Genomic DNA, 26,514 nt, shown 5'->3' with positions numbered 1-26,514 from the left:
GGGCGGCTCCAAGGCTTGGCGAAGCCCGCTAGTTTAGCGGATCGGCGTGCGCCCCCGTGGGGTGGATCGGGCCCGCGATCCCGCACCAACGGCGCGCCGCCCTTGACGCCCATGGCATCGCCGCCTAGCCTATCCATCTTCGCATCGCGATAAAAGGATGGAAATGGATCTGGCGACCGCCTCCGGCGTTCTGCGCCTGCTGGCCGACCCGACCCGCGTGCGCCTGCTCGCCCTGCTGGAGCGCGAGGAACTGACCGTGGCCGAGTTGGCGCAGGTGCTGCACCTGGCGCAGCCGCGCGTCTCCACGCACCTGGCCAAGCTCAAGGAGGCCGAACTGGTGCGCGACCGCCGCGCCGGCGTGTCCGCCTACTACCGCGCCAACAACGAGGGCGACTCGCACCAGCACGCGCTGCTGCACTCGCTGCGCGAGAGCATCGACGACGCGCTGCTGCGCGAGGATGCCGCGCGCCTGCCAGCGGTGCTCGCCAACCGCGCCCGCGAGGAAGGCTGGGCCGACACCGTCGCCGGCGACATGGAGCGCCACTACTCCCCCGGCCGCACCTGGGAAACCCTCGCCCGCTCGCTGCTGCAACTGCTGGAAACCGGCGACGTACTGGACATCGCCTCGGGCGACGGCGTCACCGCCGAGCTGCTGGCGCCGCATGCGCGCTCGATCGTCTGCGTCGATTCCAGCGAGCGCGTAGCGGCCGCTGCCGCGCAGCGCCTGAAAGCGTTCGGCAACGTCGAAGTGCGCCAGGGCGACATGCATGCGCTGGACCTGGGCAAGCGCCGCTTCGACCTGGTGCTGATGCTGCACGCGCTGACCTACGCCGAGCGCCCGGCCCAGGCCGTGGCCGAGGCCGCGCGTCTGTTGCGCAGCGGCGGCCGGCTGCTGGCGGTGACGCTGGGCAAGCACGCCCATCGCGCGGTCGTCGAGCCGTTCGACCACCGCAACCTGGGGTTCGCCGCGGACGAGCTTTCCCGCCTGGCTACCGACGCCGGGCTGACCGTTTCCAGTTGCGTCCGCCTGAGCCGCGAGCGCAAGGCCCCGCACTTCGAAGTCATCAGCCTGCTCGCCCGAAAGCCCTGAACCCGATCCTCTCCCCGCGCGGGGAAAGTGCCCAAGGGCCGATGGGCAAGCCGCCCCAGGCCCGAACCGCTGGAAGAACGAACATGACCACCCTGCCCTGGCTTCACCCCGACCGCGTCGCCCAGCTCGAACGGGCGCTGCGCGAGCGCATCCTGATCCTCGACGGCGCCATGGGCACCATGCTGCAAGGGCACGCGCTGGACGAAGCCGGCTTCCGCGGCGAGCGCTTCACCCACGGGCACGACAGCCAGCACGACCATGCCCATCCCGGCGGCTGCGACCTCAAGGGCAACAACGACCTGCTCACGCTCACCCGCCCGGAGCTGATCCGCGGCGTGCACGAGGCCTATCTCGCGGCCGGCGCCGACCTGGTCGAGACCAATACCTTCAACTCCACCCGCATCAGCCAGGCCGACTATCACCTCCAGCATCTGGCCTACGAGTTGAACCGGGAAGGCGCCCGGCTGGCGCGCCTGGCCTGCGACGCTTTCACGGCCAAAACGCCGGACAGGCCGCGCTTCGCCATCGGCGTGCTCGGCCCGACCAGCCGCACGGCCTCGCTCTCGCCGGACGTCAACGATCCGGGCTTCCGCAACGTCACCTTCGAGGAACTGGCGGCGAACTACGCCGAGTCGGCCGCCGGCCTTGTCGACGGTGGTGCGGACGTGGTGATGGTGGAGACCATCTTCGACACGCTCAATGCGAAGGCGGCCCTGTTTGCGCTGTCCGAACTGTTCCGCCAGCGCGGCGCGCGCGTGCCGGTGATGATCTCCGGCACCATCACCGACCGCTCCGGCCGCACGCTCTCGGGCCAGACGGCCGAAGCCTTCTACTACTCGGTCAGCCATGCCCGGCCGCTGGCCGTGGGCCTCAACTGTGCGCTCGGCGCGGCCGATCTGCGGCCTCACGTGCAGACCCTCGCCGACATCGCCGACTGCTACGTCAGCACCCATCCCAACGCCGGCCTGCCCAACGCCTTCGCCGAGTACGACGAAACGCCCGCGCAGATGGCCGCGGTGATCGGCGGATTCGCCCGCGACGGCTTGCTCAACCTGGTCGGCGGCTGCTGCGGCACCACGCCGGCGCATATCGCTGCGATCGCCGAGGCGGTGCGGGGCTGTGCGCCCAGGCGGCTGCCCGGCGCCGTGCAGGTGGCTGCATGAACACCGCGCACCAGCTCCCTCTCCCCCGTCCCTTGTCCAGGATGGGGAAGAGGGTTGGGGTGAGGGGCCGCTCTAGCGATATCCCGGCATCAAGGCCGGCTCTTTCGGGTCTGTTCGCAAGCCCCGCCCCCTCACCCCAGCCCTCTCCCCGATCCTTGATGAAGGACGCGGGAGAGGGAGCAAAAGCCAAAGTAGACGCATGACCACTATCCGCCACACCCGTCTTTCCGGCCTCGAGCCGCTGGTCATCACCCCTGACCTGCTGTTCGTCAACGTCGGCGAGCGCACCAACGTCACCGGCTCGGCGCAGTTCAAGAAGCTGATCAAGGAAGATCGCTACGAGGAAGCCGTGGAGGTGGCGCGCCAGCAGGTCGCCAACGGCGCGCAGATCATCGACGTCAACATGGACGAAGGCCTGATCGATTCGGAAGCGGCCATGGTGCGCTTCCTCAACCTGATCGCCGCCGAACCGGACATCGCCCGCGTGCCGGTGATGGTCGACTCCTCCAAGTGGAGCGTGATCGAGGCCGGCCTGCGCTGCCTGCAGGGCAAGGGCATCGTCAACTCGATCTCGATGAAGGAAGGCGAGGAAGCGTTCCTCGAGCACGCGCGCAAGGTGCGCCAGTACGGCGCCGCCGCCGTGGTGATGGCCTTCGACGAAGAAGGCCAGGCCGACACCGCCGAGCGCAAGATCGAGATCTGCTCGCGCGCCTACAAGCTGCTCACCGAACAGCTCGACTTCCCGCCCGAAGACATCATCTTCGACCCCAACATCTTCGCCATCGCCACCGGCATCGAGGAGCACAACAACTACGCGGTCGACTTCATCGAGGCCACCCGCGAACTGAAGAAACGCTTCCCCGCCAGCCACGTCTCCGGCGGCGTCTCCAACGTGTCGTTCTCCTTTCGCGGCAACGACACGGTGCGCGAGGCGATCCATTCGGTGTTCCTCTACCACGCCATCAAGGCGGGCATGGACATGGGCATCGTCAATGCAGGCGCGCTGGCGATCTACGACGACCTCGACCCCACGCTGCGCGAGCGCGTGGAGGACGTGGTGCTCAACCGCCGTCCCGATGCCACCGAGCGCCTGCTCGAGATCGCCGACAACTACAAGAAGAAGAAAGGCGAGGCCGTCGTCGAGAACCTCGCCTGGCGCGAGAAGCCCGTGCGCGAACGGCTCGCCCACGCGCTGGTGCACGGCATCGACCAGTACGTGGTCGAGGACACCGAGGAAGCCCGCCAGCAGGTCGCCCGGCCGCTGGACGTGATCGAGGGAGCGCTGATGGACGGCATGAACGTCGTCGGCGACCTGTTCGGCGCCGGCAAGATGTTCCTGCCGCAGGTGGTCAAGTCCGCGCGCGTGATGAAGAAGGCGGTGGCCTATCTGCTGCCCTACATCGAAGCCGAAAAGGCGCGCACCGGCGACGTCGGCAAGAGCAACGGCAAGATCGTGATGGCCACGGTCAAGGGCGACGTGCACGACATCGGCAAGAACATCGTCGGCGTGGTGCTCCGCTGCAACAACTTCGACGTGGTGGACCTGGGCGTGATGGTGCCTGCACAGAAGATCCTGGACACCGCCATCGCGGAGAAGGCGGACATGATCGGCCTGTCCGGCCTGATCACGCCGTCTCTGGAAGAGATGGGCCACGTCGCCCGCGAGATGCAGCGCCAGGGCTTCACCGTGCCGCTGCTGATCGGCGGCGCCACCACCTCGCGCGCGCATACGGCGCTCAAGATCGAGCCGCACTACAAGTCGCCCTGCGTTTGGGTCAAGGACGCCTCGCGTGCGGTCGGCGTGGCGCAGTCGCTGGTCAGCAAGGAGCTGGTCGACGGCTTCATGGCGAAGATCCGCGCCGAGTACGCCGAGGTGCGCGAGCGACACCGCCATCGTGGCCCCGGCAAGCAGCTGGTGCCGCTGGAGAAGGCCCGCGCGCAGCGCTTCACCTGCGACTGGGCGAACTACGAGCCGCCGCAGCCGGCCAAGCCGGGGCTCACCGTGTTCGACGACTACGACCTGGCGGAGCTTCGCCGCTACATCGACTGGACACCGTTCTTCCAGGCCTGGGAACTGGCCGGCCATTACCCGGCCATCCTCACCGACGAGGTGGTCGGTGCACAGGCGACCGAACTGTTCGGCGACGCACAGAAAATGCTCGATCGCATCATCGCGGAGAAGTGGCTCACCGCCCGCGCGGTGATCGGCTTCTGGCCGGCCGCCAATGTGATGGACGACGTCGAGATCCGGACGGACGGCGGCAAGGTGACGCTCCACCATCTGCGCCAGCAGGCCGACAAGCCGATCGAACGGCCCAACCTTTGCCTGGCCGACTTCATCGCACCGAAGGAATACGACAAACCCGACTGGATCGGCGGCTTCGCCGTAACCGCGGGTCTGGGAATCGAGCCCCACCTGGAACGCTTCCGCGTCGACAACGACGACTATTCGGCGATCATCCTCAAAGCCCTGGCCGATCGCCTCGCCGAAGCCTTCGCCGAGCGCATGCACGAACGCGTGCGCCGCGAGTTCTGGGGCTACGTGCCGAGCGAAGCGTTGGACAACGAGGCGCTCATCGCGGAGAACTACCAGGGCATCCGCCCCGCCCCCGGTTATCCCGCCTGCCCCGACCACACCGAGAAGACCACCCTCTTCCGCCTGCTCGACGCCACCGCGAACGCCGGCATCGAACTCACGGAGGGCTTCTCGATGTACCCGGCAGCCGCGGTGTCGGGCTGGTATTTCTCGCACCCGGACAGCCAGTATTTCGTGGTGGGCCGCCTAACCCGCGAACAGGTCGAGGATTACGCGCGGCGCAAAGGCTGGAGCCTCCAGGAAGCCGAGCGCTGGCTCGCTTCCAACCTGGATTACGACCCCGACTGAACCGACGGCGGCTCGCTTCCGTGTCGTCATTCCCGCGAAAACGGGAATCCAGCTTCAGCTAAGGCAGGGCCTATGCAGGCAAGTTCCGCCCGTTTGCTGGATCAGGCTTTCATACCTCGTCGCCGGTGACGCTGTCCCTGCGGTGACGCAGGTGCACGATGAGGTTGTAGACCGACACGAACACCGGGAAAAAGTTGGAAAGGATGCCCACCGAATCGTTCTTGCCCACGACGAAGTAGGCCAGCAGCAGCGCGCTGCCGAACACCGACAGCCACCAGAACGACAGCGGCATCACCACCCGCTTGTGCTTGCGCGTGTAGTACAGCTGCACGAACCAGCGGCTGGTGAACATGAAGGTGCCGGCGAACCCCACCAGCTTCCATGGCGTGAGCTGGAAACGCTGGATGGACTCGATGATGTGCGGAAAGATGCCCATGGGATTGGCCGTGCCGGAAAGGCGCGCATTCTACCCAACGCCATGGATCGCCGCCGCACCCATTGACCTTCCGCCGCCGCCTCCGTATAGTTTCGCGCTCCCGGCGGGCGATTAGCTCAGCGGTAGAGCACTGCCTTCACACGGCAGGTGTCGCAAGTTCGATCCTTGCATCGCCCACCACGCATAAAAAAACCCGGCCTCGTGCCGGGTTTTTCTTTGCCCGCGCGCTCGCGTCAGGACGGCGTGCAAGCCGCCTGGCTGCCCAGCGGTTGCGAGGTCACGCTGCCGGATGCGCTGACCGAAAGCGCCGTACCGGGCACGCGCGTGGTGCTGGTGCCGGTGCCGGGCTCGCCCTCGGCGCGAAAACAGGTCCAGAAGGTGTACGTGCTGGTCGCCGGCAGGGTCTGCCCCTGGGGACCGAAGCTGATGATGCTGGTGGAGTTCGACTGCACGGATACCCCGGCGCGTGCCTGGGTATAGCGAAGCAGCTGGTTGGTGCCCGTTGCGCTCGCCTTGGATGAATCGAAGGCGGTCGTGGCCTTGCCGTTGCCGGGGGTGTAGCTGTAGACCAGCCAGCCCGACTCGTAGGCCTGCCCGTTCGTCGTGCAACTCGCTCCGTCCGAGGAGGGGCAGATCGAGACGATGTTTCCGCGCGTGATGGCTTCGCTGCGCGCGTAGGAAAGATCCGCCAGCAAGGCGTTGCTCGCCGAGCCCACCTGGTTCTTGCGCAGCAGGTCGCGAAAGCTCGGCAAGGCGATAACGGCGAGTATGGCGGCCACCGCCAGCGTGACCATCAGCTCCAGCAGCGTGAACCCCCGGCCCTGTCCCTGCGCATTCATGGCGCTCACCAGCAGGTGCCGTTGGTAGTGCTGCCGGCCTGCCCTCTCACGCCCGCATTGTCGATCGTGAGCGCACCGCAGGTGTCCTTGACCTGCGGGCTGCCACTCACGGGCGTTGCGGTGGCCGTGTACGCCACCGCCGATGTGCTGTCCGAGGACGGTTCCATACCGAGCTGGTAGTAACCCTTCTCGGAGAGCTTGGAGGCAGCGGTGGTGTAGCCCAGTTGGTTGAGCGAGCCGTAGCTGTTGTGGGCCGCGTAATAGCGCTCCTGCGCATCCGCCACGCGCAGAAGCATGTTCTGCCCGTCGCTGCGGCGGGCGCGGATGCCGTAGTTGAGGTAACTCGGCACGGCAAACGCGGCGATGATCGCGATGATGGCGACCACCACCATCAGCTCGATCAAACTGAAGCCCCTGTACTTGCGCATGCAGCGCCTCCTCATGGGTTGTTTACCTGCCGCCACGAGCGGCGGCGCCAGATGGCGTCGTTGATGTTGAGCACATTGCCGCCCGAGAGCTTGAGGCCCGGGATGAGGATGTTGCCGCCGCCGATGGTGGTGACCAGCGGCACCGACCCGTTCGTGCGGGGGTTGTCCACGCGCCCGCCGACCACCGAGGTGTCGCCGGGGTTCCCGCCGCCCCAGCCGGACACCGGCGGACCGGCCAGGCCACCACCCGAGCCGCCGCTGGAGGCGTCCACCACCATCAGTGCGCCCTGGATGGTGGCGCTGCAGGGATCGTTGGTGCCGGGAATCAGCGTCTGGATCACCACTCGCCCCGTGTCGAAAAGCGCCCCCGGCGTCACCACCACGCGTTCGCCCTGCGAGGACGTGCTGGGACCGAGGTTGAAGTACCACCCGCCCTTTGCGCTGGGCACCGCGTAATTGGTGAGTCCGCGCGCCAGCGTCTTGCCGTCGGTGGACGTCGTCTCGCTCAGCGTCTGCTGGATGAGGTCCGCCGCCGTCCACGGGTTGGTGTTGTTGTCGCGGATGCCGTAGACGGCCTGGGTCGTGGCGCTACCGCTGGTGTTGTCGGAGGTGCCCAGGTACTTGCCGGTGCCGAACACGACCATGAAGCGGCTGCTCACCGGATCGGCGAACAGGCGCGGCATCGAGGTGATCGGCTGCGCGCCGGCCGTCGCCGGCTTGAACAGCAGCCTCACGCTCCACTGGTTCGGATCGGACGAGCTCAGGTCGAAGCGCCAGACGTTGCCGTCCAGGTCACCGGCGAAGGCCACGTCGTCCACCTGGTCGTTGTTGTAGTCGCCGAGCACGGGCGTGGCCAGGCCATGGCTCGCCACCGCTCCAGGAACCGCGGCCGGATCCGGCGTGGTCATCTCCCGGATGAGCTTGCCCGTCTGCGCATCGAGGATGAACAGCGAGCTGTATTTGTTCGATGCCGCTGCCGGATAGGAGCAATTGGACGAGGTAAAGGGCGCCTTGCTGCAATCCGGGAAATAGCCGCCCGCCACCAGCACCACCCACTTGCCGTTGGGCAGGCGGCCAATGTTCGGCTGGGCGAAGGTATAGCCGAGATGGGCAGGCTTGCCGCCGGGGTTGGTGTGGGTCCCGTCCGTCCAGGTGCTCTGGTCGGGCTGGTCGGCGTTGAACTCCCACAGCACCTTGCTGGCCGACATCGACGTCGGGTCGGTGACGTCCAGCGCATAGATGCCACGCCCGCCCAGGCGCAGGCTACCGACCAGCAGTGTGTGCCAGCCCTTGCTGGTGCTGACGGGCGAGCTGACGTCCTGGCTGAAGTACACGTCGCGCGTGGCCAGCGTGCCATCCACGGTGGGCATGAACTTGAAGTTGCTCTTGGACATGAACGCGCCGAGGTTGGCGTAGACCGAGCGCGGCACATAGGCAAAGAGCTCCTTGCCCGCTCCGGCGGTCGGCTTGATGACGCTCGGGGTCACGGAGGTGTCCTCGTACTGCGAAGCGTCGAAAGCGTGCAGCATGCCGTCGTTCGCGCCCACGTACACCACCGGCTTGCGGTCGAGATGGGCGTTCACGAAATACTCGTAGCTATGGCAGCTCGGCGGCGTGGCGCTGGCGCAGCCGGCCGCATCGTTCTCCGGCGCTCCGGCAGGCCAGGTGCTGCGATAGCCGCTGGCCGGATAGGACAGGTAGAGCGCCTGCGAACCGATGATGGCGCCCAGCAGATGGGCGCGCGTACGGAAGGTCGCGCCCTCGTTCGTCCGATCGCCGCGCAGGTAGTCGAGCCGGGCCTGGCCGGTGTCGGTCGCGCCGGCACTTGCCGGCGTACCGCCCAGCAAGGCCTGGGCGGCCGTGTCCAGGGCCGTGAAGGTCCTGAAATCCACGCCGCCGGCGAAGCTGCCGTCGCTCCCCTCCTTCGCCGTATAGATCGCGCGGGAGCTGGGCGGCGTCTTGGTCGCATCGTCCAGGAGGGCGCCCGAGTCCCACAGCGCCGACTTCGAGAGGGATCCGTCGGCATTGACGCCCACCGCCTGCAGCACACCCGACCAGTCGGACGTGCTGTAGCCGGTACTGAAGGCCAGCGCCCCCGGTACGAGCACGGACGTGTTCACCGCACCGGTCAGCGCAGGCGCACTGCGCGCGCTGATGTTGGTGAGGATCGCGCTCATCTGGTCCACCAGATTCTGCGGATTGGCGGCATTGAAATAGGCGCCGCGGCTGTTGATCGCCGCGTGCCAGGTGTCGTCGATGCCGGTCGGATCGTTGTTCAGGGGTGTGGACCAGCCGATGGCGCCGGTGGAATTCGTACTGCCCCGACGCAGGGCGCAGATGTCGTTGGCGGTGGCGTTGTTGCAGTCGACGTCGCTGGAATGGATCAGGTTGCCCGGCACGCCCAGGGTGACCATGTACTCGACCATGTGCGGCCAGTTGGCCGGGTCGTTGTTGGGATTGAAATATTTTTCCAGGCTCGCGGAGGTCGCGCCGGAGATCACGCCGGTGGACGTATCGGGCATGTAGGGAGGCACGACCTTGCCGTTGGCCGGGTCATACAGGTCCGGGCGCAGGTTGGTGGCCCAGTAGTTGTAGGCGATGTTCGCCTGCGATGACGCCAGCTTGGCTCCCTGCACGTTCCAGAACACGCGCGACTCCGCCGCGGTGACGCTGTACGCCGTGCCGTCGGGCAGGGTCGTGGCCGTCTGCCCGTCCTTGAAGGGCGTAGGCAGGGCCGGGTTGGTTTCGTTCCAGTAGCCGTCGGTCACCAGCATGTGGAAGTTCTGCCGGCAGACGAGCTCCAGACCGTCGGCGCCGGAAGTCTTGGGCGGTTCCCAGTAGGGATCGTGGAGGTCGCCCGTCGCCCCCGTGTTGCCCGTCCTGGTGGCGGCGTTGTACCCGCGCTGGAAGAATTTGCCGGCACGGATCGCGGCGGCGCGCGCTGGCGTATCGCCGGTGGCGTTGACGCTGAAGATCCAGTTGAAAAAGGCGCTGCGGTAGCAGCCTGGCGGAGTCTTGGCCGAGCCTGCCACCAGCCCGACGGCGACCGGATCGGTCTGGCTCGCATCGCACGTCGATGGCGAGTTCGTATCCATCAGGGCGCTGATGATGGTGTTCGCCTGCAAGTTGAAGGTGCTGGTCGTATAGAGGTTCTGCCAGGCGACCCGGAACGGGTTGCCGTAGCCGCCGCTGGAGCTGGCACTGCCCAGGCCGCCGAATACGCGCGACAGCGAGGTGCGCGTCATCTGGTTGCGCGTACGGTAATAGGCATACCAGTTGGCGAAGTTCTGCCATTGGTTGACGGTGACGCCGTTGATCGTCGTGTTGGTGTTGGGGATGGCCACCGCCTCCCAGTTGCCGGCCGTGTAGAGATTGGCCAGGCCGCCGGCATCGGGCTTGCCGTACGCATTCGTGGTGATGGCGGGAGCCGTCGATTTGTACCGGTAGTAATAGGGGCCGCCGTTGGGGTAGGTGCTGCCGTCCGGCCCCGTCTTGCTCGGATCCATCGGCGAGGAACCATAGCCGCACTTCCAGCGGTTGTCGCTGCTGAAGGTCGGCGTGCCCGACGTGTTGGTGCTCGTCACCGTCCAGGTCACGTAATTCTTGGTGGGCGTGTTGCTCTGACTGGTCTTGTCGCCGGTGGCGACCATATAGTTGTTCTTGGAGGTCCTGCTGATCACAAGGCCCACGCCCGACACGACGATGCTCGCCCCCGAACCGCTGACGTTGCCGGCTCCCGAATACCAGAACGCATAGACCGCATTGCTGCCGCTGCCGGAGGTGCCCGACGTATTGTTCGAGCACGAACCGGCGTCTGCGTCGGCCGGACAGGTGCTACCGAACGCGGCGTAGGTGGTCACTACCGTGGGATAGGTCACCTTGACGGTGCCGGTCAGGTCGGTGGCTGCGGTCGTGTCGAAGGTGAGATTGGGATTGTTGTTGTAGCCGCCGGCCGCGGCCAGCGTCTTCTTGTTGTAGGGCCGGTTGACGCCGATGCCGTCCTGCGGCACTCGCACGAGGGTGGCATCGGCATTCGGGAACGATGTTCCATCGGCCTTGATGGGCGGTACGTAGCGCACGTTGGGGTTGTAGTACACGCCGTTCATGGCGTTCGAGCGGATATCGGTGGCATCGGTGATGCGGGGGTCGATCACACCGGCACAGCGCCACGGGCCGCTCCAACTGCCGTTGTCGAACGGCCGGTTGTCGCCCATGTAGTTGCTCGCCATCGAACCGGAGTCGTCGAACGTCACCACGATGTTCGGCGCGACGCCCTGGGTGTCGTTGGGCGGGGTCGGACTCAGTTCGACCGCCGCGACCGGCGTGCTCGTGGTGGCGGCAACGGCCAGCGCCGCGCCGACCCAGAGGGCCGACCCTTCGGCGCGCGCCTGCGGCGCGAACGGCGCTGCCCACCCGCCGAGCAGGGAAAGCGCAAGGCCGATGGCGAGGGCGTGCTTGCCAGACGGTGCGGAACGGATACGCAGCATGGCAATGACTCCGGCTCAGTTGCTCTTGGCGGCGAACGTGCTCTCCAGCACGCGCACCGTGTTGTTGTCGCCACCCGTGGCGCGGGCGGTGATGCGGTAGATGTGGCGGCTGGTGCTGCCCACCCCGCCGCCACCCGCCCCGGTGGCGCCGGATTCGTGCAGGCCGCCGTTCACGCCCGGGGGGAGCTCCACGCCCATGTCCTCGATGAGGTAGACCGGATTCCTGGCGAGCCGGTCGGTGGTGGTCCTGCTTGTGTAGTCAATGGAGCTGCCCGGCCCCTTGTAGGTCTGCGCGCCGGCGTCGGTCCAGGTAGGGCTCGTGCGGAACGTCGTGACGATGCCGCTGGAGCCGTAGACCGCGGCGTTGCCCGGGTCGTAGACGTAGCAACTCCCCGCCAGCACGCCGGTGCCGCACAGCAGCGGGGTGCTGGTGAGCTTGGAGGTGCTCGTCCACAGCTTCCACTCCGCGCCGCGCAGGGCGGTTTCCGCGCTCATTTCGGCCAGACCGGCGTTGCGCAGGCCGCCCGCCATGCGCTGCTGCAGCAGCGACCGGCCGGAGGCGCTGATGGCCAGGATGGTCAACAGGACCATGAACACGAGGGCCACCACCAGCACCGCGCCCTTCTGGGCATGGCGGCGATTCCACAGGGGACGGGAATGTTTCATGACATGCACCATGGGTCGGATTTCGCCGGTCACGGATTGAAGTTGTGCACGGCGACCACCGCGGTGAACTCGCGGCGGATCAGCGGATCGACGAAGCCCTGGTCGCTGGGCTTGATGGCATGCGCCGACGGGGCCACCGGCGTGTAGTTGCCGTCGATCGCATAGCTGTATGCAAGGTCCGCCGCCGTCAGGGTGTACAGCGGATCCTGTCCATCCATCACCAGGTTCACCTCGATGGTGGCGACGGCGCGCCACAGGCAGCCAGCCGTGGTGATGGCCTGCGGCTCACCGGGCGGACAGGTGATGCCAGTCGCCTTGTCGACGTCGCCCGCGTGCATGTAGCGGATCGTGCCGCTGGCGTCCTGCACGCCGTAGCGGAAATCCAGCCGCTCGACACCGCGCACCAGTTCCTGGTCGGTGCCGTTGACGCGCCGGATCAGGGCACCGGTGCGCTGCCCGTTGCCGTTGTCGATCACCTTCACGTAATAGGTGACGGTCTGGTAGTCGGTGTTGAAGTCGAACACCTTGGGCGCCGACAGCGGCTGCTGCGGGGCGGGCGCACCGTAGTTGTTAGAGCTGTCGGGCGTGAGCACCGTGCTGCTCGCCTTGGCCACCGCGAACACCTGTGCCGCGGAGCAGTCGGCAAGCACCGCGAGGTGGCCGGAAGCAAAATCACTCGCGGGGGGTTCGCTGGAAATAGCCTGCGCCAAAGTGATGCTCTGGATGATGTTGGGGCTGCTCGCCGACACCGCCAGGTGCGTGCCGGTGACGCCCGGCGCCACCACCGACCAGCCGCGCGAGGAATCCATGTAGCGGAGGGTGAGTACGTCGGTGCCCACCACGCGCTTGTTCAACGCGGTGCCCATGGCGGGAATGGCGGGCACCGTCCTGTTCGGGTCGTCCGGCGCACAGGTGGTCTTGCCGCAGTCGTAGCCGCGCATCGACAGGTAGGAAGGGAAGCTGTAGGCCGCGGTGGGCTCGGACGGATAGGTGTTGGTGCCGCTGGTCGACCCCCAGCCGGTGGTCACGTCGGCCATGGCGCCGGTGACGGTCTTGCCGCCCTTGGCGTAGACCTTGGGCGAACGCAGGCCGTCCAGGTACACCTGCGAGGTCGGGGCGGCCTTGGCCACGCCACCGGAATTGGTGCAGTACTGGCTGTTCGCCATGCGCAGCTCGTCCTTGAGGCGTGTCACCGCGAAGCGCCCCTCCTCCTGCAGCCGCGCCATCTGGTTCTGCACACGGTTGCTCTTGGACGTCGAGAGAAACACCGAGACGATGCCGGCCGCGACGATCAGGCCCAGCACCATGGCTACCATGAGTTCGATGAGCGTCACGCCCGCGTGGCGGCGAGCCACGCCCTGCATTGCCCAGCTCCTCATGGCTGGAACTCCCAGTCGAACGTTTGCTGGCTGGAGGGACCGAGGGAGTCCTGCTCGTACCAGGAGATGTGCATCGAGCAGGTGCCGCCATAAGGCGGGCGCATGCCGATCTGGCCGGGTGTGGTGACGGGCGCCGTGGGACTGGTCGACGCCGAGGGCGGCACCCAGGCGTCCGGCGTGTACCCTGCGTTGGTCTTGTCGCAGCGGATCCTGGCAGATGCCTGCGGCAGGAAGGTCTTCAGCTGGCGGCTCCAGGCACGCTGGTCGGACTGCGCCAGGGCATCAGGCGTGCAGCCCGCGCTGCAATCGTTGTTGGCCGCCGTGCTGGCACTGACCGGATAGCTGGAGGAATCGTAGTTGCCCATCCACACGCCCACCGGGTTGGCGCTCATGCGGTCGCCCATGTTGCTGGCGAGGAAGGCGGCCTGGGTGCGCAGGTAGGCCGTGTGGTTGGAGCGCGTCGCCATGATCAGCAGGCCGGCCACGCCGATCATGCCCACGCTGAAGACCAGCACGGCCACCAATACCTCGATCAGCGAGACGCCGCGCTGGCTGCGCGGTGCGTAACGATTCATTCGGCCCCTCCCGGATCACGCGGCCGCCAGCATAGGCAGCACGGCGCGGCCTGCCAGACGTCAGCAGACGAAAGGTGGCTTTTCCCCGATTAGCGGTAGCGGAGCCTCAGCCGGCCGTGGCGAACGTCACACTACGGCGGCCCGTGCCGCCAGGGTTTCGACCCGATTGCGGCCGGCGTCCTTGGCGCGGTACATCGCCGTGTCGGCACGGCGGATCAACTCGGACAGGTCGTCGGACTCGTGGTCGGCTTCGGCCGCGCCGACGCTGGCGGTGACCTTCAGGCTCGGAGCGAGATTGGCCAGTGACAGCGATTCGAGCTTGCGCCGCAGCCGCTCGGCCATCTGCAGGGCCACCTCCAGCGAGGTGTCCGGCAGCACGATCAGGAACTCCTCGCCGCCCATCCGGCCCAGCATGTCGAAGCGGCGCAACACCTGCCTGCAGGCCTGTGCGATGCGCACCAGCACCTGATCGCCCACCGCATGGCCGAAGGCATCGTTCACCGCCTTGAAGTGGTCCACGTCCACCACCAGCACGCACAGGGACTCGCCTTGCGCGCGGGCATCGTTTAGGGCGCGCCGCGCCAGCTCCTCGATGTGGCGGCGGTTGGCGATGCCGGTGAGCGGATCGGTCATCGCCAGCCTGTGCAGCTTGCGCGAACGGCGGAACTGGCGGGCCGCGAGCCACAGCAGCATGAGGATCAGCACTCCGCCCAGCATCAGCGCCACCCGCTGCCAGTGCCGCACGTGCTCCAGCGACTGCAGCTGCTGTTCCTTCAGCGCGCGGTCGGCGGCCAGGCGACGGTTCTCCTGGTCGCGCTGGGCGGTCTGGAACTGGTAGTTCATCAGTGTGGCGTTGTCCGAATGCGCCTTGCGGTCCAGCGCCTCACGCACCTTTACCAGGCGGCGCAGATCCGTCACCTCCGGCTGCAGACGGTTCAGCGCCTGGTAGCTGCGCGCACGCGCATCGAGCAGTTCGGCCAGGTAACGCAGGTTGCCGCTCTGCTGGAGCAGCGTCTCGGCCTGGGCGTACTCGGCGATCGCCTGGTCGTGTTGGCCAAGGCCCGCATGGGCTTTGGCGGTCTGCAGCAAGATCATGTCGCGGTTGGAACGGTCGCCCATGCGCGCAAACCCGGGTTGCGCCAGAGCCAGCTCGTCCAGCGCCTGGGCGTAGCGCCCCTGCTGGTTGTCCACCTGCGCCAGCCCCAGGTGGATGCCGGCTTCCTGAGAGCGGTTGTCGACTGCCCTGGCGAGCGCCAGCGCCTTGTGCAGATGGCTTTCGGCGGACGCCTGCTCACCCACCTCGCTGTCGAGGAAACCCAGTTGCATGTGGGCGGCGAGCTGCTGCGCCCGGTCGTGGCGCTGCTCGCCCAGGGCCAACAGCTTGTCCAGGTACTCGCGCGCCTGCGCCGATTCGCCGAGCCGCCGGTAGGCCACCGCGATGTTGAACAGGTTTTGCTCGCTTTCGATCGGCGCGCCGCTGGTCGCGTAGAACTTCTGCGCCTCCAGGAAATCCACCAGCGCCAGGGCGTGCTCGCCCAGCAGCGACTGCACGCTGCCGCGCCAGGTCAGGCCGTCGGCGACCAGGCGCGTGTTCTCGTGGCTCCGCGCCAGCGCGATGCCGGCGTCGTAGTCGACCAGCGCATCACGCGACGTGGTAAGCGCCTCCTGGTTGGAGCCGCGGCAGAAATGGAAGTTGATCTCGGCTTCCGCGTAGCCGATCCGCCGGGCGTCGGCCAACCCCCGCTCCGCATAGGCGATGCCTTCGGCGGGCGAAGCGTCCATGCCCAGGATGCAGAACAGGTAGCGGTAGCGCAGCTCGCGGCGCGCGTCGCCTGGAGGCACCAGGCCTTTCACCTGCTCGAGCACCTGGAGCATGCCCGCCTGGTTGTCAGGCGCGATCTCGCCACGCTCCAGCTTGCCGGCGAGCTGGTCGAACGCCTCCGCCTTGCCCGGAGGCACGGTCGCGAACGCGCGTCCCAGCAGGACGCACAACAACAACATCGACACGAATCGCAGCGTCAGTGTTGTTCGAGGCGTCAGTATGGGCAAGATCAGGAATCCGGTGGGCGCCCTTCCCTGGCGAGCTCTGGCAGCATGCGTCCCCTTAGCGGCCGGAGCACTCGAAACTGTAGCGGGCGACGCCCCCTGTCGATCCCTGCGCCAACCGCTCCGGCCTCAAGCTTGCCACGCTCGCCGCGCTTGCGTGTGCCGCGGCCGATCCGTAGAATTTCCGCCTCTTTGCCGGAATAGCTCAGTTGGTAGAGCGGCGCATTCGTAATGCGTAGGTCGTAGGTTCGAATCCTATTTCCGGCACCAGTCGCAACGAAAAAGGCCCGCTCGCGCGGGCCTTTTTCGTTGCTGACGCGGATCAGAGGCTGGCGGGAACGTTGCCGCCGTCCAGGCGCAGCTCGCGAGGCAAGGCGAAGGTGATGGTTTCGGCCTCGCCCTCCAGCTCGCGCACCGGGCCCGCGCCCCAGGACTGCAGCCTGGCGATGACATCGCGCACGAGCTTGTCCGGGGCGGAGGCGCCTGCGGTGAGGCCGATGCGGGACACGCCATCGAGCCAGTTGCGCTCGATGTGTTCCGCGCCGTCGATGAGATAGGCGCGCACGCCCTGCTTTTCCGCGAGCTCGCGCAGGCGGTTGGAGTTGGAGCTGTTGACCGAGCCCACCACCAGCACCAGGTCAACCGCCCCGGCCAGCCGGCGCACGGCGTCCTGGCGGTTCTGCGTGGCGTAGCAGATGTCGTCCTTGCGCGGCCCTTCGATATCGGGAAAGCGTTCGCGCAGCGCGGCGATGATCGCCTTGGTGTCGTCCACCGAAAGCGTGGTCTGGGTGACGTAGGACAACTGGTGCGCGAAACGCGGCGCCAGCCCGGCGACGTCCTCGACCGATTCCACCAGCAGGATCTCGCCGCTGTGGGCACCGTTCCACTGGCCCATGGTGCCCTCGACCTCGGGATGGCCGGCATGGCCGATCAGCACCACGCTGCGCCCGATCCGCCCGAGCCGGGCCACCTCCATGTGCACCTTGGTGACCAGTGGACAGGTGGCGTCGAACACCTTGAGCCCGCGCCCGGCCGCTTCCTCGCGTACCGCCTGCGATACGCCGTGCGCGCTGAAGATCACCGTGGCGCCGTCGGGCACCTCGTGCAGTTCCTCGACGAAGATGGCGCCGTCGGCACGCAGCTTTTCCACCACGTAGCGGTTGTGCACCACCTCGTGGCGTACGTAGATCGGCGCGCCGTAGGACTCCAGCGCGCGCTCGACGATGGCGATGGCACGGTCGACGCCGGCGCAGAAGCCGCGGGGATTGGCAAGGAGGATATCCATGGACATCACGCGATTATCGCACGTAGCCCGCGTCCTTCCCGCTCCGCATGCCGAACAGGATCAGCAGCACCGCGCCCACCGTGATGCCGCAGTCGGCCACGTTGAAGACCGGATAGCTCCATTGGCGGTAGTAGACCTGGATGAAGTCGGTCACCTGGGCTGCGTGCAGGCGGTCGACCAGGTTGCCCAGCGCGCCGCCGACGACGAACGCCAACGGCAGGGCGGTACGCCAGTCGCGCCGTGGGGTCCGCGCCAGCCATGCCACCAGGGCGCCGCTGATCAGCAGCGCCAGCGCGACGAAGAACCAGCGCTGCCAGCCGGTACTTTCGGCCAGGAAGCTGAAGGCCGCGCCCGTGTTGAAGGCCAGCGTCCAGTTGAGGAAACCCGGGATCACCGGGTGCGGCATGCCGGCCGGCTGCAGGGCGTGCAATGCCCAGAACTTGCTGAGCTGGTCGAGTGCGATGACCAGCAAGGAAACAAACAACCAGGGCAAGGCGTTGGGTTTGGGGTGCATGGGCCTCTCGCTTGTTCCCTCTCCCACCGGGAGAGGGTGCCCGACAGGGCGGGTGAGGGTTCGGGCGGAGCGCGACAGTGAGCCTCGCCCGAACCCTCACCCCAACCCCCTCTCCCGGAGGGAGAGGGGCTCGAAGTCAGAACCAGCGGCGCGTCTCGCCCTGCCCCGCCACGTTTTCCACGCAGCGGCCGCACAGCTCCGGATGATCCGGATGGCTGCCCACGTCGGGACGGCGGTGCCAGCAGCGCACGCACTTGGCCGCGTCGGTCGCCGCCGCGGAAACCCAGGCCTCGCCACTGGCCAGCTCCACCTTGGCGGCATCGTCCGCGCGCGGCATCAGCGGCCCCAGCGAGGCCTCGGAGGTGATGAAGAAGAAGCGCAATTCTTCCTGCGCCGACGCGTAGCGCTCCGCCAGCGCGGGATCGGCGTGGATCGCCAGGCTGGCTTCGAGCGACGCACCGATCCGCTCGGCCTTGCGCATGCCCTCGAGCACGCGCGCGCCGGCTTCGCGGATCGCCAGCAGGTCGGCCCACCAGCGGCGCTGCTCGGGCGAGCCCTGCGTGGCGGCCAGGCCGTCGTACCAGGTCTCGAACAACACGCTTTCGCCGCGCGCACCGGGCAGTTGCTGCCAGATCTCCTCGGCGGTGAAAGCCAGGATCGGCGCCAGCCAGCGCACCAGCGCCTGCGCGATGCGGAACATCGCGCTCTGCGCGCTGCGCCGGCCGTGGCTGTCGGTCGGCATCGTGTAGAGCCGGTCCTTGGTGATGTCCAGGTACAAGGCGCCCATCTCGTTGGTGCAGAAGTTCTGCACGCGCGCGACCACGTCGGGGAAATCGTAGCGTTCGTAGGCCCCGATCACCGCCTGCTGCACGTCGTAGGCCTGCTGCACGGCCCACTGGTCCAGCGGCAGGGTCTGCTCCACCGGCAGCAGGTGCCTGGCCGGATCGAAGCCGTCCAGGTTGCCGAGCAGGAAGCGCGCGGTGTTTCGGATGCGCCGGTAGCTGTCGGAGACGCGCTTCAGGATCTCATCGGAGACGGTCATCTCATTGCGGTAGTCGGCCGAGGCCACCCACAGGCGCAGCACATCGGCGCCGAGCGTGTCCATCACCTTCTGCGGCGCCACCACGTTGCCGATCGACTTGGACATCTTGCGGCCGGACGCATCGACGGTGAAGCCGTGCGTGAGCACCTCGTCGTAGGGCGCGCGGCCGTGGATCGCCGAGGAGGTCAGCAGCGAGGACTGGAACCAGCCGCGATGCTGGTCCGAGCCTTCCAGGTACATCACCTTGTATTGCGCGGCATCGCCCTGCTGCAGCTCCGGCCGCTGGCCGACCACGCAGAAATGGGTGACGCCCGAATCGAACCAGACGTCGAGGATGTCGGTGACCTTCTCGTAGTCGCCGGCCTGATCACCCAGGAGTTCGGCGGCATCCAGTTCGTACCAGGCATCCACACCGCCCTGCTCGACCTTCTTCGCCACCTGTTCCAGCAGCGCGACGGAATCCGGGTGCGGTTCCTGCGTGGCCTTGTGCACGAACAGCGCGATCGGCACGCCCCAGGTGCGCTGGCGGCTGATGCACCAGTCCGGGCGGCCGGCGACCATGCCGGCGATGCGCTCCTCGCCCCAGGTCGGCACCCAGCGGACGTCCTTGATCGCCTTGAGCGCGGTCGCGCGCAGGTCCGCCTGCTCCATGCCGATGAACCACTGCGGCGTGGCGCGGAAGATCACCGGCGTCTTGTGGCGCCAGCAGTTGGGGTAGCTGTGCTCGATCTTCGCGTGCGCCAGCAGCACGCCGCGGCCGCGCAGCAGCTCGACGATGGCGTCGTTGGCCTTCCAGATGTGCATGCCGGCCAGCGCCAGGCCGTCGGCCGCCGGCACGTCCTCGCGGTAGGCGCCGCGGGAGCCGACATAGTTGAGCGTGCCGATGCCGTTGTCGCGGCCGACGATGAAGTCCTCCATGCCATGGTCGGGCGCGGTGTGCACGGCGCCCGTCCCGTCCTCGGCGGACACGTGCTCGCCGAGCAGGATGGGAACTTCGCGCGGGTAGAACGGGTGACGCAGCCTGAGACCGTCGAGGTCCGCTCCCCTGGCGTGGCCGAGCACGCTCGCGTTATCGACGCCGTAGCGCTTGAGCGCCGGCTCGACCAGCGCGCTGGCGATCGCCAGCAGCACGCGCCGGCCCTCGCGTGCGGGGCCTTCGACCAGCGCGTATTCGAGTTCCGCACCCAGCGCCACCGCCTGGCTGGACGGCAGCGTCCACGGCGTGGTGGTCCAGATCGGCACGGCGACGACGGCATCGCCCGGGTCGACGCCGAACTTGCCCGCCAGCGCCTTCGGATCGACCGCGTCGTAGGCGACGTCCACCGCGGGCGAGACCTTGTCGCCGTATTCGATCTCCGCCTCGGCCAGCGCCGAGCCGCAGTCGAAGCACCAGTACACCGGTTTGGCGCCGCGCACCACGTGGCCGTTGGCGACGATGCGCGCCAACGCACGCAGCATGTCGGCCTCGTAGCGGAAGTCCATCGTCTTGTACGGATGCGACCAGTCGCCCAGCACGCCCAGCCGCTTGAAGTCGGCGCGCTGGGCGTCGATCTGCTCCTGCGCATACTCGCGGCACTTCTGGCGGAACGCGCGCGCGTCCAGCTTCTCGCCCGGCTTGCCGTACTTCTTTTCCACCGCGATCTCGATCGGCAGGCCGTGGCAGTCCCAGCCGGGCACGTACGGCGAGCGATGGCCTGCCAGCAGCTTGGACTTGACCACCATGTCCTTGAGGATCTTGTTGACCGCATGGCCGATGTGGATCGCGCCATTGGCGTACGGCGGGCCATCGTGCAGCACGAAGGCCTTGTCGCGCCCGGCGGCGTGCTGCTGGATCTGCGCGTAGCGGCCGACCCGCTCCCATTCGGCCAGCCAGTGCGGCTCGCGCTTGGGCAGGTCGCCGCGCATCGGAAATTCCGTCTGCGGCAGGTTGATCGTGCTCTTGTAGTCGTGCGTCATGGTGGGTGTCCGTGGGTCGCGCAAGACGCGACACGCGCTGGCGAACCATTAAAGCTAGTGGAAATTGCTGCGCTGCGGTAGCGGCAGGCGAGACCTCGGTGCCCGGCCGCGCCCGAAGCGCCCCGATCAAAGCGGGTCAGGCTTCGGCCAGCCGCGGGTTCATGCCTAGCAGCTCGCGCGCCAGGCGGGCGTCGGAATGCATCTGCGCAGTGAGCGCCGCCAGGTCATCGAACTTCTGCTCGTCGCGCAGCTTGGCGACGAACTCCACCGCCATGCGGCGGCCGTAGAGATCGCCCTCGAAATCGAACAGATGCACTTCGAGCAGCGGTTGCGCGACCTGGTTGACGGTGGGCCGCAGGCCCAGCGAGGCGACTCCCGGCCAGCTGCATGGGGCCTCGCCCAGGCCCACGCGCACGGCGAAGATCCCCTGCACCGGGCTCGCGCGCCCGCGCAGGTGGATGTTGGCCGTGGGAAACCCCAGCGTTCGACCGAGCTGGTTGCCGCGCTCGACCCGGCCCTCGATCACGAACGGCCGCCCGAGCAGCGGCGCGGCGCCGGCGAACTCGCCCGCGGCCAGCAGCGCGCGCACGCGCGTGGCCGAAACGCGGGTGCCTTCGAGCAGCACCGGCGGCATCACCCGCACGCCGAAGCCCAGCTCGGCGCCCATGCGCTCGAGCAGGGCGACGTCGCCGGCCCGCTTGTGCCCGAAGCGAAAGTCCTCGCCCACCCAGACCTCGCGGGCGGCCAGCCGTTGGACCAGCACGCGGCGCACGAAATCCTCCGCCGATAGCGCGGTCAGCGCCGCGTTGAAGCGCAGCAGCAGCACCCGTGCCATGCCGGCGGCGGCGAAGCCCTGGAGCTTCTCGCGCGCGCTCGACAGCCGCGGCACCGGTTCGTGCGAGAAAAAGGCCCGCGGCAACGGCTCGAAGCTGATCACCGCCGGCGTCGCCTCCAGCGCCTGGGCGCGGATGCGCACCTCGGCCAACAGGGCCTGGTGGCCACGATGCAGGCCGTCGAAGGCGCCGATGGCCACCACGCTGCCCGCAGGCGCCAGGCAGGGGCCCACGAGGTCCCGGGAAAGTGTTGTCATCCGGCCAGTATACGAAAGCCGTGCCGACGTCCTGTGCGCTCTCCCGCCCGCAGGCAGGCCCAGAGCCTCAGACCCCGCGCAACTCGCCGAGCCGGAAACCCATGGCGAACAGCGAAACCATGTAGGTCAGCCCGCCCGCTCCGACCAGCACGGCCAGGCGCCAGGCCCGCGTGAAGGTCGATACCGCCGTCCAGTCCTGCCACAGCCAGCGCCCGAACAGCAGCACCGCGACCATCGCCAGGCAGGCGACCGCCAGGCGCGCCGCATGGCGCGTCCAGCCCGGCTGGCGCTCGTATACCCCGGCCCGGCGCAGCCAGTGCCACAGCAGGCCCAGGTTGATGTAGCTGGCCAGCGCGCTGGCCATGCCCAGCGCCATGTGCAGGCCAGGCACCTGCGCCAGCGCCTGCAGCCACGGCGCCTGCTTCTGCGCCGGCGTGGCCCACAGCGCGAACAGCAGCGTCACGAACAGCAGGTTGAACACCATGTTGGCGATCAGCGAAGCCACGCCGGCGCGCACCGGCGTGCGCGTGTCCTGCCGCGCGTAGAACGCCGGCAGCAGCACCTTGACCAGGGCGAAGGCCGGCAGCCCGAAGCTCAGCGCGGTGATCGACAAGGTGGCCATGCGCGTGTCGAAGGCATTGAAATGCCCGTGCTGGAACAAGGTGGCCACCAGCGGCTCGGCCAGCAGCATCAGCCCGAACATCGCCGGCACCGCGATCAGCAGCGTGGTGCGCAGGCCCCAGTCGAGCGCCTTGGAAAACCCCGCGTGGTCGGTCGCCACGTGGTGGCGCGACAGCGACGGCAGGATCACCGTGCCCAGCGCCACGCCGAACACGCCCAAGGGCAGCTCCAGGAACCGGTCCGCCTGCGAGAGCCAGCTCTGCGACCCGGCGATCAGCAGCGAGGCGATCACCGTGTCCAGCAGCAGGTTGATCTGCGCGACCGAAGAGCCGAACAGCGTGGGCACCATCAGGCGCATGATCCGGCGCACCTGCGGATGGCCCCAGCCCCAGCGCGGCAGCGTGAGCAGGTCCAGCCCGCGCAGCGCCGGCAACTGGAACAGCAACTGCAGGATGCCCGCGGCCAGGATCGCCCAGCCCATCGCCAGGATCGGCGTCTGCAGGCGCCGGGACAGCCACAAGGCGCCGGTGATCATGCACAGGTTGAGGATCACCGGCGTCAGCGCCGGCAGGCCGAACCGGTGGAAGCTGTTGAGCGCGCCGCCGCACAGCGCCGTCAGCGAGACGAACAGCAGGAACGGGAAGGTCAGCCGCAGCAGTTCGACCGTCAGCTCGAACTTCCTCGGCTCGTCGAGCGCGCCCGGCGAGAACAGCGTGGTGACCTGCGGAGCGAAGATCAGGCCCAGCGCCGTCACCAGCAGCAGCACGCCGCCCAGCGTGCCGGAAACGCGGGACATGAGGTCCTTGAGCTGCGCGTGGCTGCCCTTCTCCTTGACCTCGGTGAACACCGGCACGAAGGCGGTGGAGAAGGAGCCCTCGGCAAACAGCCGGCGCATGAAATTGGGGATGCGGAACGCCACCCAGAATGCGTCGGTCGCGGCATTCGCGCCGAAGGCGGCGTTGATCGCCATGTCGCGCACCAGCCCGAGCACGCGCGAAACCATCGTCATGCTGCTGAAGGAGAGCAGCCCGCGGAACATGCTGGGAGACTTCATGCGTGGAACGGAATCCGGGCGCGATCAAAGCGCGTAGTGTGACAGCCTGCCGGGGCGCGCAGGTAGCGGCCGCGTGGCGGCGTGGTGGCTGGCGCGCCCCTTGCCGCGGCAGAGGCCCTAAACAGTTGACCGGCCAATGCATTGGGCCCATAATTGCCCGTCTTTTTCCAACCCAAGCCTTCTCTGGAGTTCTACCTTGGCCAACATCAAGTCCGCGAAGAAGCGCGCGCGCCAGTCCGAGCAGCGCCGCCTGCGCAACGTCAGCGCCCGTTCCATGGTGCGCACCGCCCTGAAGAAGGTCGTCAAGGCCATCGAGGCGAAGGACAAGGCCGCCGCCGTGGAAGCCTTCGCCGCCGCCCAGCCGGTCATGGACCGCTACGCCGCGCGTGGCCTGATCCACAAGAACAAGGCCGCTCGCCACAAGAGCCGCCTGAACGCGAAGATCCGCGAGCTGGCGTAAGCCAGCGTCCCATCCGGGTTGGTGGAAAGGCCGGCGCAAGCCGGCCTTTTCGTTTGTCCGCAAGAAAGGCAGGCGGCCCCGGCTGTGCGCCGGAGCCGAGGACTTCAGGAAACCCTGGGCGATTCACACGCTGGGTGATGCGAACAGGCCGTCCTGCTTGCCCGCATCGCACACGGCGTAGGTGAAGCCGCGCTGGATCGCATGGGCGCCCACCGCGCCGTCGCGCCGCAGCGCGAGAAAACCGACCTGGATTTCCTTGGCGCCGTCGGGCCGCTTCTTGACGATGCGCCGCACGGCCTCCTCGCAGGCCTCCTGCGGGCTGCGCCCCTGGCGCATCAACTCGACCACCAGGAAGCTGCCGGCGTTGCGGATCACCTCTTCGCCCACGCCGGTCGACGTGGCGCCGCCGACCTCGCCGTCCACGTAGAGTCCGGCGCCGATGATCGGGCTGTCGCCGACGCGCCCGTGCATCTTCCACGCCATGCCGCTGGTGGTGCAGGCGCCGGCCAGGTGGCCATGCGCGTCCACGGCGAGCATGCCGATGGTGTCGTGGTTGTGCTTGCCGCCCGGCAGCATGCTGCGGTGGTAGTCGAGATTCTCGCTGTTGGCCACGGGCTTGTACCTGGCCGTCTTGAGCCACTCGCGCCAGGCCTGCTCGGCCTCGGGCGTGAGCAGGTTCTCCTCGTGGAAGCCTTGTTCGCGGGCGAACTGCAGCGCGCCGTCGCCGACCAGCAGCACGTGCGGCGTGGCCTCCATCACCCGGCGCGCCACGCGGATCGGATGGGCGATGCGCTCCAGGCAGGCCACCGCGCCGCATCGACCGTCACCGTCCATGATGCTGGCGTCCAGGGTGACGTGGCCGTCCCGGTCCGGATAGCCGCCCTTGCCGACGCTGTGGTTGTTGAGGTCGGACTCGGGCACCTGCGCGCCCCGCTCCACCGCATCCAGCGCCTTGCCGCCGGTGGCGAGTACGCTCCAGGCCGCCCGATTGGCGGGGACGCCGAAATCCCAGGTGGAGACCACGCGGGCGCCGCCCGCGCCCGGCAGGGCGCCCCTCGATGGTGCGGTGGCGGCGGCCGCGAAGCGTGGCGCGGCGAGCGCACCGGCGGTCAGCATGGAGGCCTTCAGGAACTCGCGGCGGGAGGGCATGGGCAGAGGATTCCTCGGGTAGAGGCTCCGCATGATGCGTCATCGAGGCTGGACAGGCGAGCCTTCGGCAGTCCTGCGCGAGACCGTGCGCAACGCCCCACTACTGAGACCTCCTCCCGCCTACGGGGGGAAGTTGCGGACAGGCTGATGGGGAAGCCTTGGGGAAGACCGCCTACGGCTCGCCACGCAGTCGTACGTCTCCCGGCAGCATGTCCGTGCGCTCCTCGCGCGCCTGGTGCTGCGCCTCGAAGAAGCGCTGCACCTGCTGGCACACCGCCATGGTGTTCTCGCGCGCGATCGCCGACACCAGGAACCAAGGTCCCTGCCAGCCGAGCCGCGTGACGATCTCTTGGGCCACCGCCTCGCGCTCGTCCTGCGGCAGCACGTCGGCCTTGTTGAGCACCAGCCAGCGCGGACGCTCCAGCAACTGCGGGTCGAACTTGACCAGTTCCTGCTCGATGGCGCGCACCTGCTCCACCGGATCGGTGTCGTCGATCGGCGCGATGTCCACCAGGTGCAGGAGCAGCCGCGTGCGCGAAACGTGGCGCAGGAACTGGATGCCCAGTCCGGCTCCCTCGGCGGCGCCCTCGATCAGGCCGGGGATGTCGGCGATCACGAAGCTCTGGTCGGTGCCCAGGCTCACCACGCCCAGATTGGGATGCAGGGTCGTGAACGGGTAATCGGCCACGCGCGGCGTCGCGGCCGAGACGGCGCGGATGAAGGTGGACTTGCCGGCATTGGGAAAGCCCAGCAGCCCCACGTCCGCCAGCAGCTTGAGCTCCAGCTTGAGCTCGCGCACCTCGCCCGGCGTGCCCGGCGTGGACTTGCGCGGCGCACGATTGACCGAACTCTTGAAATGGATGTTGCCCAGGCCGCCCTTGCCGCCCTCGGCCACCAGCAGCCGCTGGCCGTGCTGGGTGAGGTCGCCGATGGTCTCGTCGGTATCCACGTTGGTGACCACGGTGCCGACCGGCACGCGGATGGTGGTGTCCTCGCCACCCTTGCCGTACATGTCCGAGCCCATGCCGTTCTCGCCGCGCTGGGCCTTGAAGCTGCGCTGGTGGCGGAAATCGATCAGCGTGTTGAGACCCTCGTCGGCGACCAGCCAGACCGAACCGCCGTGGCCGCCGTCGCCGCCGTTGGGGCCGCCGAACGGAATGAACTTCTCGCGGCGGAAGCTGACGCAGCCGTTGCCGCCGTCGCCGGCCTGGACTTTGATGATTGCTTCGTCGACGAATTTCATGGCTTGGGGCCTGGGAACGGGGAACGGGGAACGGGGAACGGGGAACGGGGAACGGGGAACGGGGAACGGGGAACGGGGAACGGGGAACGGGGAACGGGGAACGGGGA

Annotated in this window: 19 protein-coding genes and 2 tRNA genes; 6 read left to right on the top strand and 15 right to left on the bottom strand. The window is 68.0% G+C overall.

Annotated elements, in window-relative coordinates; genetic code table 11:
* Positions 1–163 precede the first annotated feature (163 nt).
* From VGU03_RS00105 to metH, 3 genes are all read left to right on the top strand, one after another.
* Positions 164–1,090: a metalloregulator ArsR/SmtB family transcription factor gene (locus VGU03_RS00105; RefSeq protein ID WP_327477595.1), complete on the top strand. Its 927-nt coding sequence runs from the start codon at positions 164–166 to the stop codon at positions 1,088–1,090.
* 83 nt (positions 1,091–1,173) lie between these two features.
* On the top strand, positions 1,174–2,253 hold the full coding sequence (locus tag VGU03_RS00100; RefSeq protein WP_327477593.1) for a homocysteine S-methyltransferase family protein: 1,080 nt from the start codon (positions 1,174–1,176) through the stop codon (positions 2,251–2,253).
* A 199-nt stretch (positions 2,254–2,452) separates the two neighbouring features.
* Entirely contained in the window at positions 2,453–5,137 is a 2,685-nt protein-coding gene (gene metH, locus VGU03_RS00095) for a methionine synthase (protein WP_327477591.1), read from the top strand.
* A 109-nt stretch (positions 5,138–5,246) separates the two neighbouring features.
* On the opposite strand, the gene VGU03_RS00090 is transcribed toward metH, so the two are convergent.
* Entirely contained in the window at positions 5,247–5,573 is a 327-nt protein-coding gene (locus VGU03_RS00090) for a lipid-A-disaccharide synthase N-terminal domain-containing protein (RefSeq protein WP_327477590.1), read from the bottom strand.
* A 105-nt stretch (positions 5,574–5,678) separates the two neighbouring features.
* Between VGU03_RS00090 and VGU03_RS00085 the strand changes: the two genes are divergently transcribed.
* A tRNA-Val gene (locus VGU03_RS00085) sits at positions 5,679–5,753 on the top strand.
* 53 nt (positions 5,754–5,806) lie between these two features.
* On the opposite strand, the gene VGU03_RS00080 is transcribed toward VGU03_RS00085, so the two are convergent.
* The 7 genes from VGU03_RS00080 to VGU03_RS00050 form a co-directional block, all read right to left on the bottom strand.
* The gene (locus VGU03_RS00080; RefSeq protein ID WP_327477589.1) at positions 5,807–6,412 is read right to left on the bottom strand and encodes a GspH/FimT family pseudopilin; all 606 of its coding nucleotides are present in this window, start codon (positions 6,410–6,412) and stop codon (positions 5,807–5,809) included.
* Positions 6,413–6,417: 5 nt separating this feature from the next.
* The gene (locus VGU03_RS00075; RefSeq protein ID WP_327477588.1) at positions 6,418–6,840 is read right to left on the bottom strand and encodes a type IV pilin protein; all 423 of its coding nucleotides are present in this window, start codon (positions 6,838–6,840) and stop codon (positions 6,418–6,420) included.
* 11 nt (positions 6,841–6,851) lie between these two features.
* A complete protein-coding gene (locus VGU03_RS00070; protein ID WP_327477586.1) occupies positions 6,852–11,327 on the bottom strand; it encodes a PilC/PilY family type IV pilus protein in 4,476 nt (1,491 codons plus the stop codon).
* A 15-nt stretch (positions 11,328–11,342) separates the two neighbouring features.
* Positions 11,343–11,993 (bottom strand): pilus assembly PilX family protein, encoded by a 651-nt coding sequence (locus VGU03_RS00065; RefSeq protein ID WP_327477584.1) that lies wholly within the window; start codon positions 11,991–11,993, stop codon positions 11,343–11,345.
* Between the two features lie 29 nt (positions 11,994–12,022).
* A complete protein-coding gene (locus VGU03_RS00060; protein WP_327477582.1) occupies positions 12,023–13,372 on the bottom strand; it encodes a PilW family protein in 1,350 nt (449 codons plus the stop codon).
* The gene (gene pilV, locus VGU03_RS00055) at positions 13,369–13,947 is read right to left on the bottom strand and encodes a type IV pilus modification protein PilV (protein WP_327477580.1); all 579 of its coding nucleotides are present in this window, start codon (positions 13,945–13,947) and stop codon (positions 13,369–13,371) included. The genes VGU03_RS00060 and pilV overlap by 4 nt, the downstream gene beginning before the upstream one ends.
* Before the next feature lie 126 nt (positions 13,948–14,073).
* Positions 14,074–15,948, bottom strand: a complete 1,875-nt coding sequence (locus tag VGU03_RS00050; protein ID WP_327477772.1) for a diguanylate cyclase — start codon at positions 15,946–15,948, stop codon at positions 14,074–14,076.
* Positions 15,949–16,187: 239 nt separating this feature from the next.
* Between VGU03_RS00050 and VGU03_RS00045 the strand changes: the two genes are divergently transcribed.
* Positions 16,188–16,263, top strand: a tRNA-Thr gene (locus VGU03_RS00045).
* Positions 16,264–16,315: 52 nt separating this feature from the next.
* Here the strand turns inward: VGU03_RS00045 and ispH are convergent.
* From ispH to murJ, 5 genes are all read right to left on the bottom strand, one after another.
* On the bottom strand, positions 16,316–17,278 hold the full coding sequence (gene ispH, locus VGU03_RS00040; protein ID WP_327477578.1) for a 4-hydroxy-3-methylbut-2-enyl diphosphate reductase: 963 nt from the start codon (positions 17,276–17,278) through the stop codon (positions 16,316–16,318).
* Between the two features lie 13 nt (positions 17,279–17,291).
* Positions 17,292–17,792 carry a signal peptidase II gene (gene lspA / locus VGU03_RS00035; protein ID WP_327477576.1) on the bottom strand — a complete coding sequence of 167 codons (501 nt, stop codon included), beginning with the start codon at positions 17,790–17,792 and terminating at the stop codon, positions 17,292–17,294.
* 136 nt (positions 17,793–17,928) lie between these two features.
* Positions 17,929–20,790: an isoleucine--tRNA ligase gene (gene ileS / locus VGU03_RS00030; protein ID WP_327477574.1), complete on the bottom strand. Its 2,862-nt coding sequence runs from the start codon at positions 20,788–20,790 to the stop codon at positions 17,929–17,931.
* Positions 20,791–20,926: 136 nt separating this feature from the next.
* The gene (locus VGU03_RS00025) at positions 20,927–21,880 is read right to left on the bottom strand and encodes a bifunctional riboflavin kinase/FAD synthetase (protein ID WP_327477572.1); all 954 of its coding nucleotides are present in this window, start codon (positions 21,878–21,880) and stop codon (positions 20,927–20,929) included.
* A gap of 67 nt (positions 21,881–21,947) precedes the next feature.
* The gene (murJ, locus tag VGU03_RS00020; RefSeq protein ID WP_327477570.1) at positions 21,948–23,555 is read right to left on the bottom strand and encodes a murein biosynthesis integral membrane protein MurJ; all 1,608 of its coding nucleotides are present in this window, start codon (positions 23,553–23,555) and stop codon (positions 21,948–21,950) included.
* Between the two features lie 196 nt (positions 23,556–23,751).
* On the opposite strand from murJ, the gene rpsT reads away from it, so the two are divergent.
* Positions 23,752–24,015, top strand: a complete 264-nt coding sequence (rpsT, locus tag VGU03_RS00015; protein WP_017460878.1) for a 30S ribosomal protein S20 — start codon at positions 23,752–23,754, stop codon at positions 24,013–24,015.
* Positions 24,016–24,138: 123 nt separating this feature from the next.
* On the opposite strand, the gene VGU03_RS00010 is transcribed toward rpsT, so the two are convergent.
* Positions 24,139–25,164, bottom strand: a complete 1,026-nt coding sequence (locus tag VGU03_RS00010; protein WP_327477568.1) for a N(4)-(beta-N-acetylglucosaminyl)-L-asparaginase — start codon at positions 25,162–25,164, stop codon at positions 24,139–24,141.
* 172 nt (positions 25,165–25,336) lie between these two features.
* Entirely contained in the window at positions 25,337–26,407 is a 1,071-nt protein-coding gene (gene cgtA / locus VGU03_RS00005) for an Obg family GTPase CgtA (RefSeq protein WP_327477566.1), read from the bottom strand.
* Between the last annotated feature and the right edge of the window lie 107 nt (positions 26,408–26,514).

It is taken from the genome of Frateuria sp., from assembly GCF_035944355.1.
Classification (GTDB): domain Bacteria; phylum Pseudomonadota; class Gammaproteobacteria; order Xanthomonadales; family Rhodanobacteraceae; genus Frateuria_A.
Note: the sequence above shows the minus strand (reverse complement) of the source record. Positions and strands in the feature narration are given on the sequence as shown.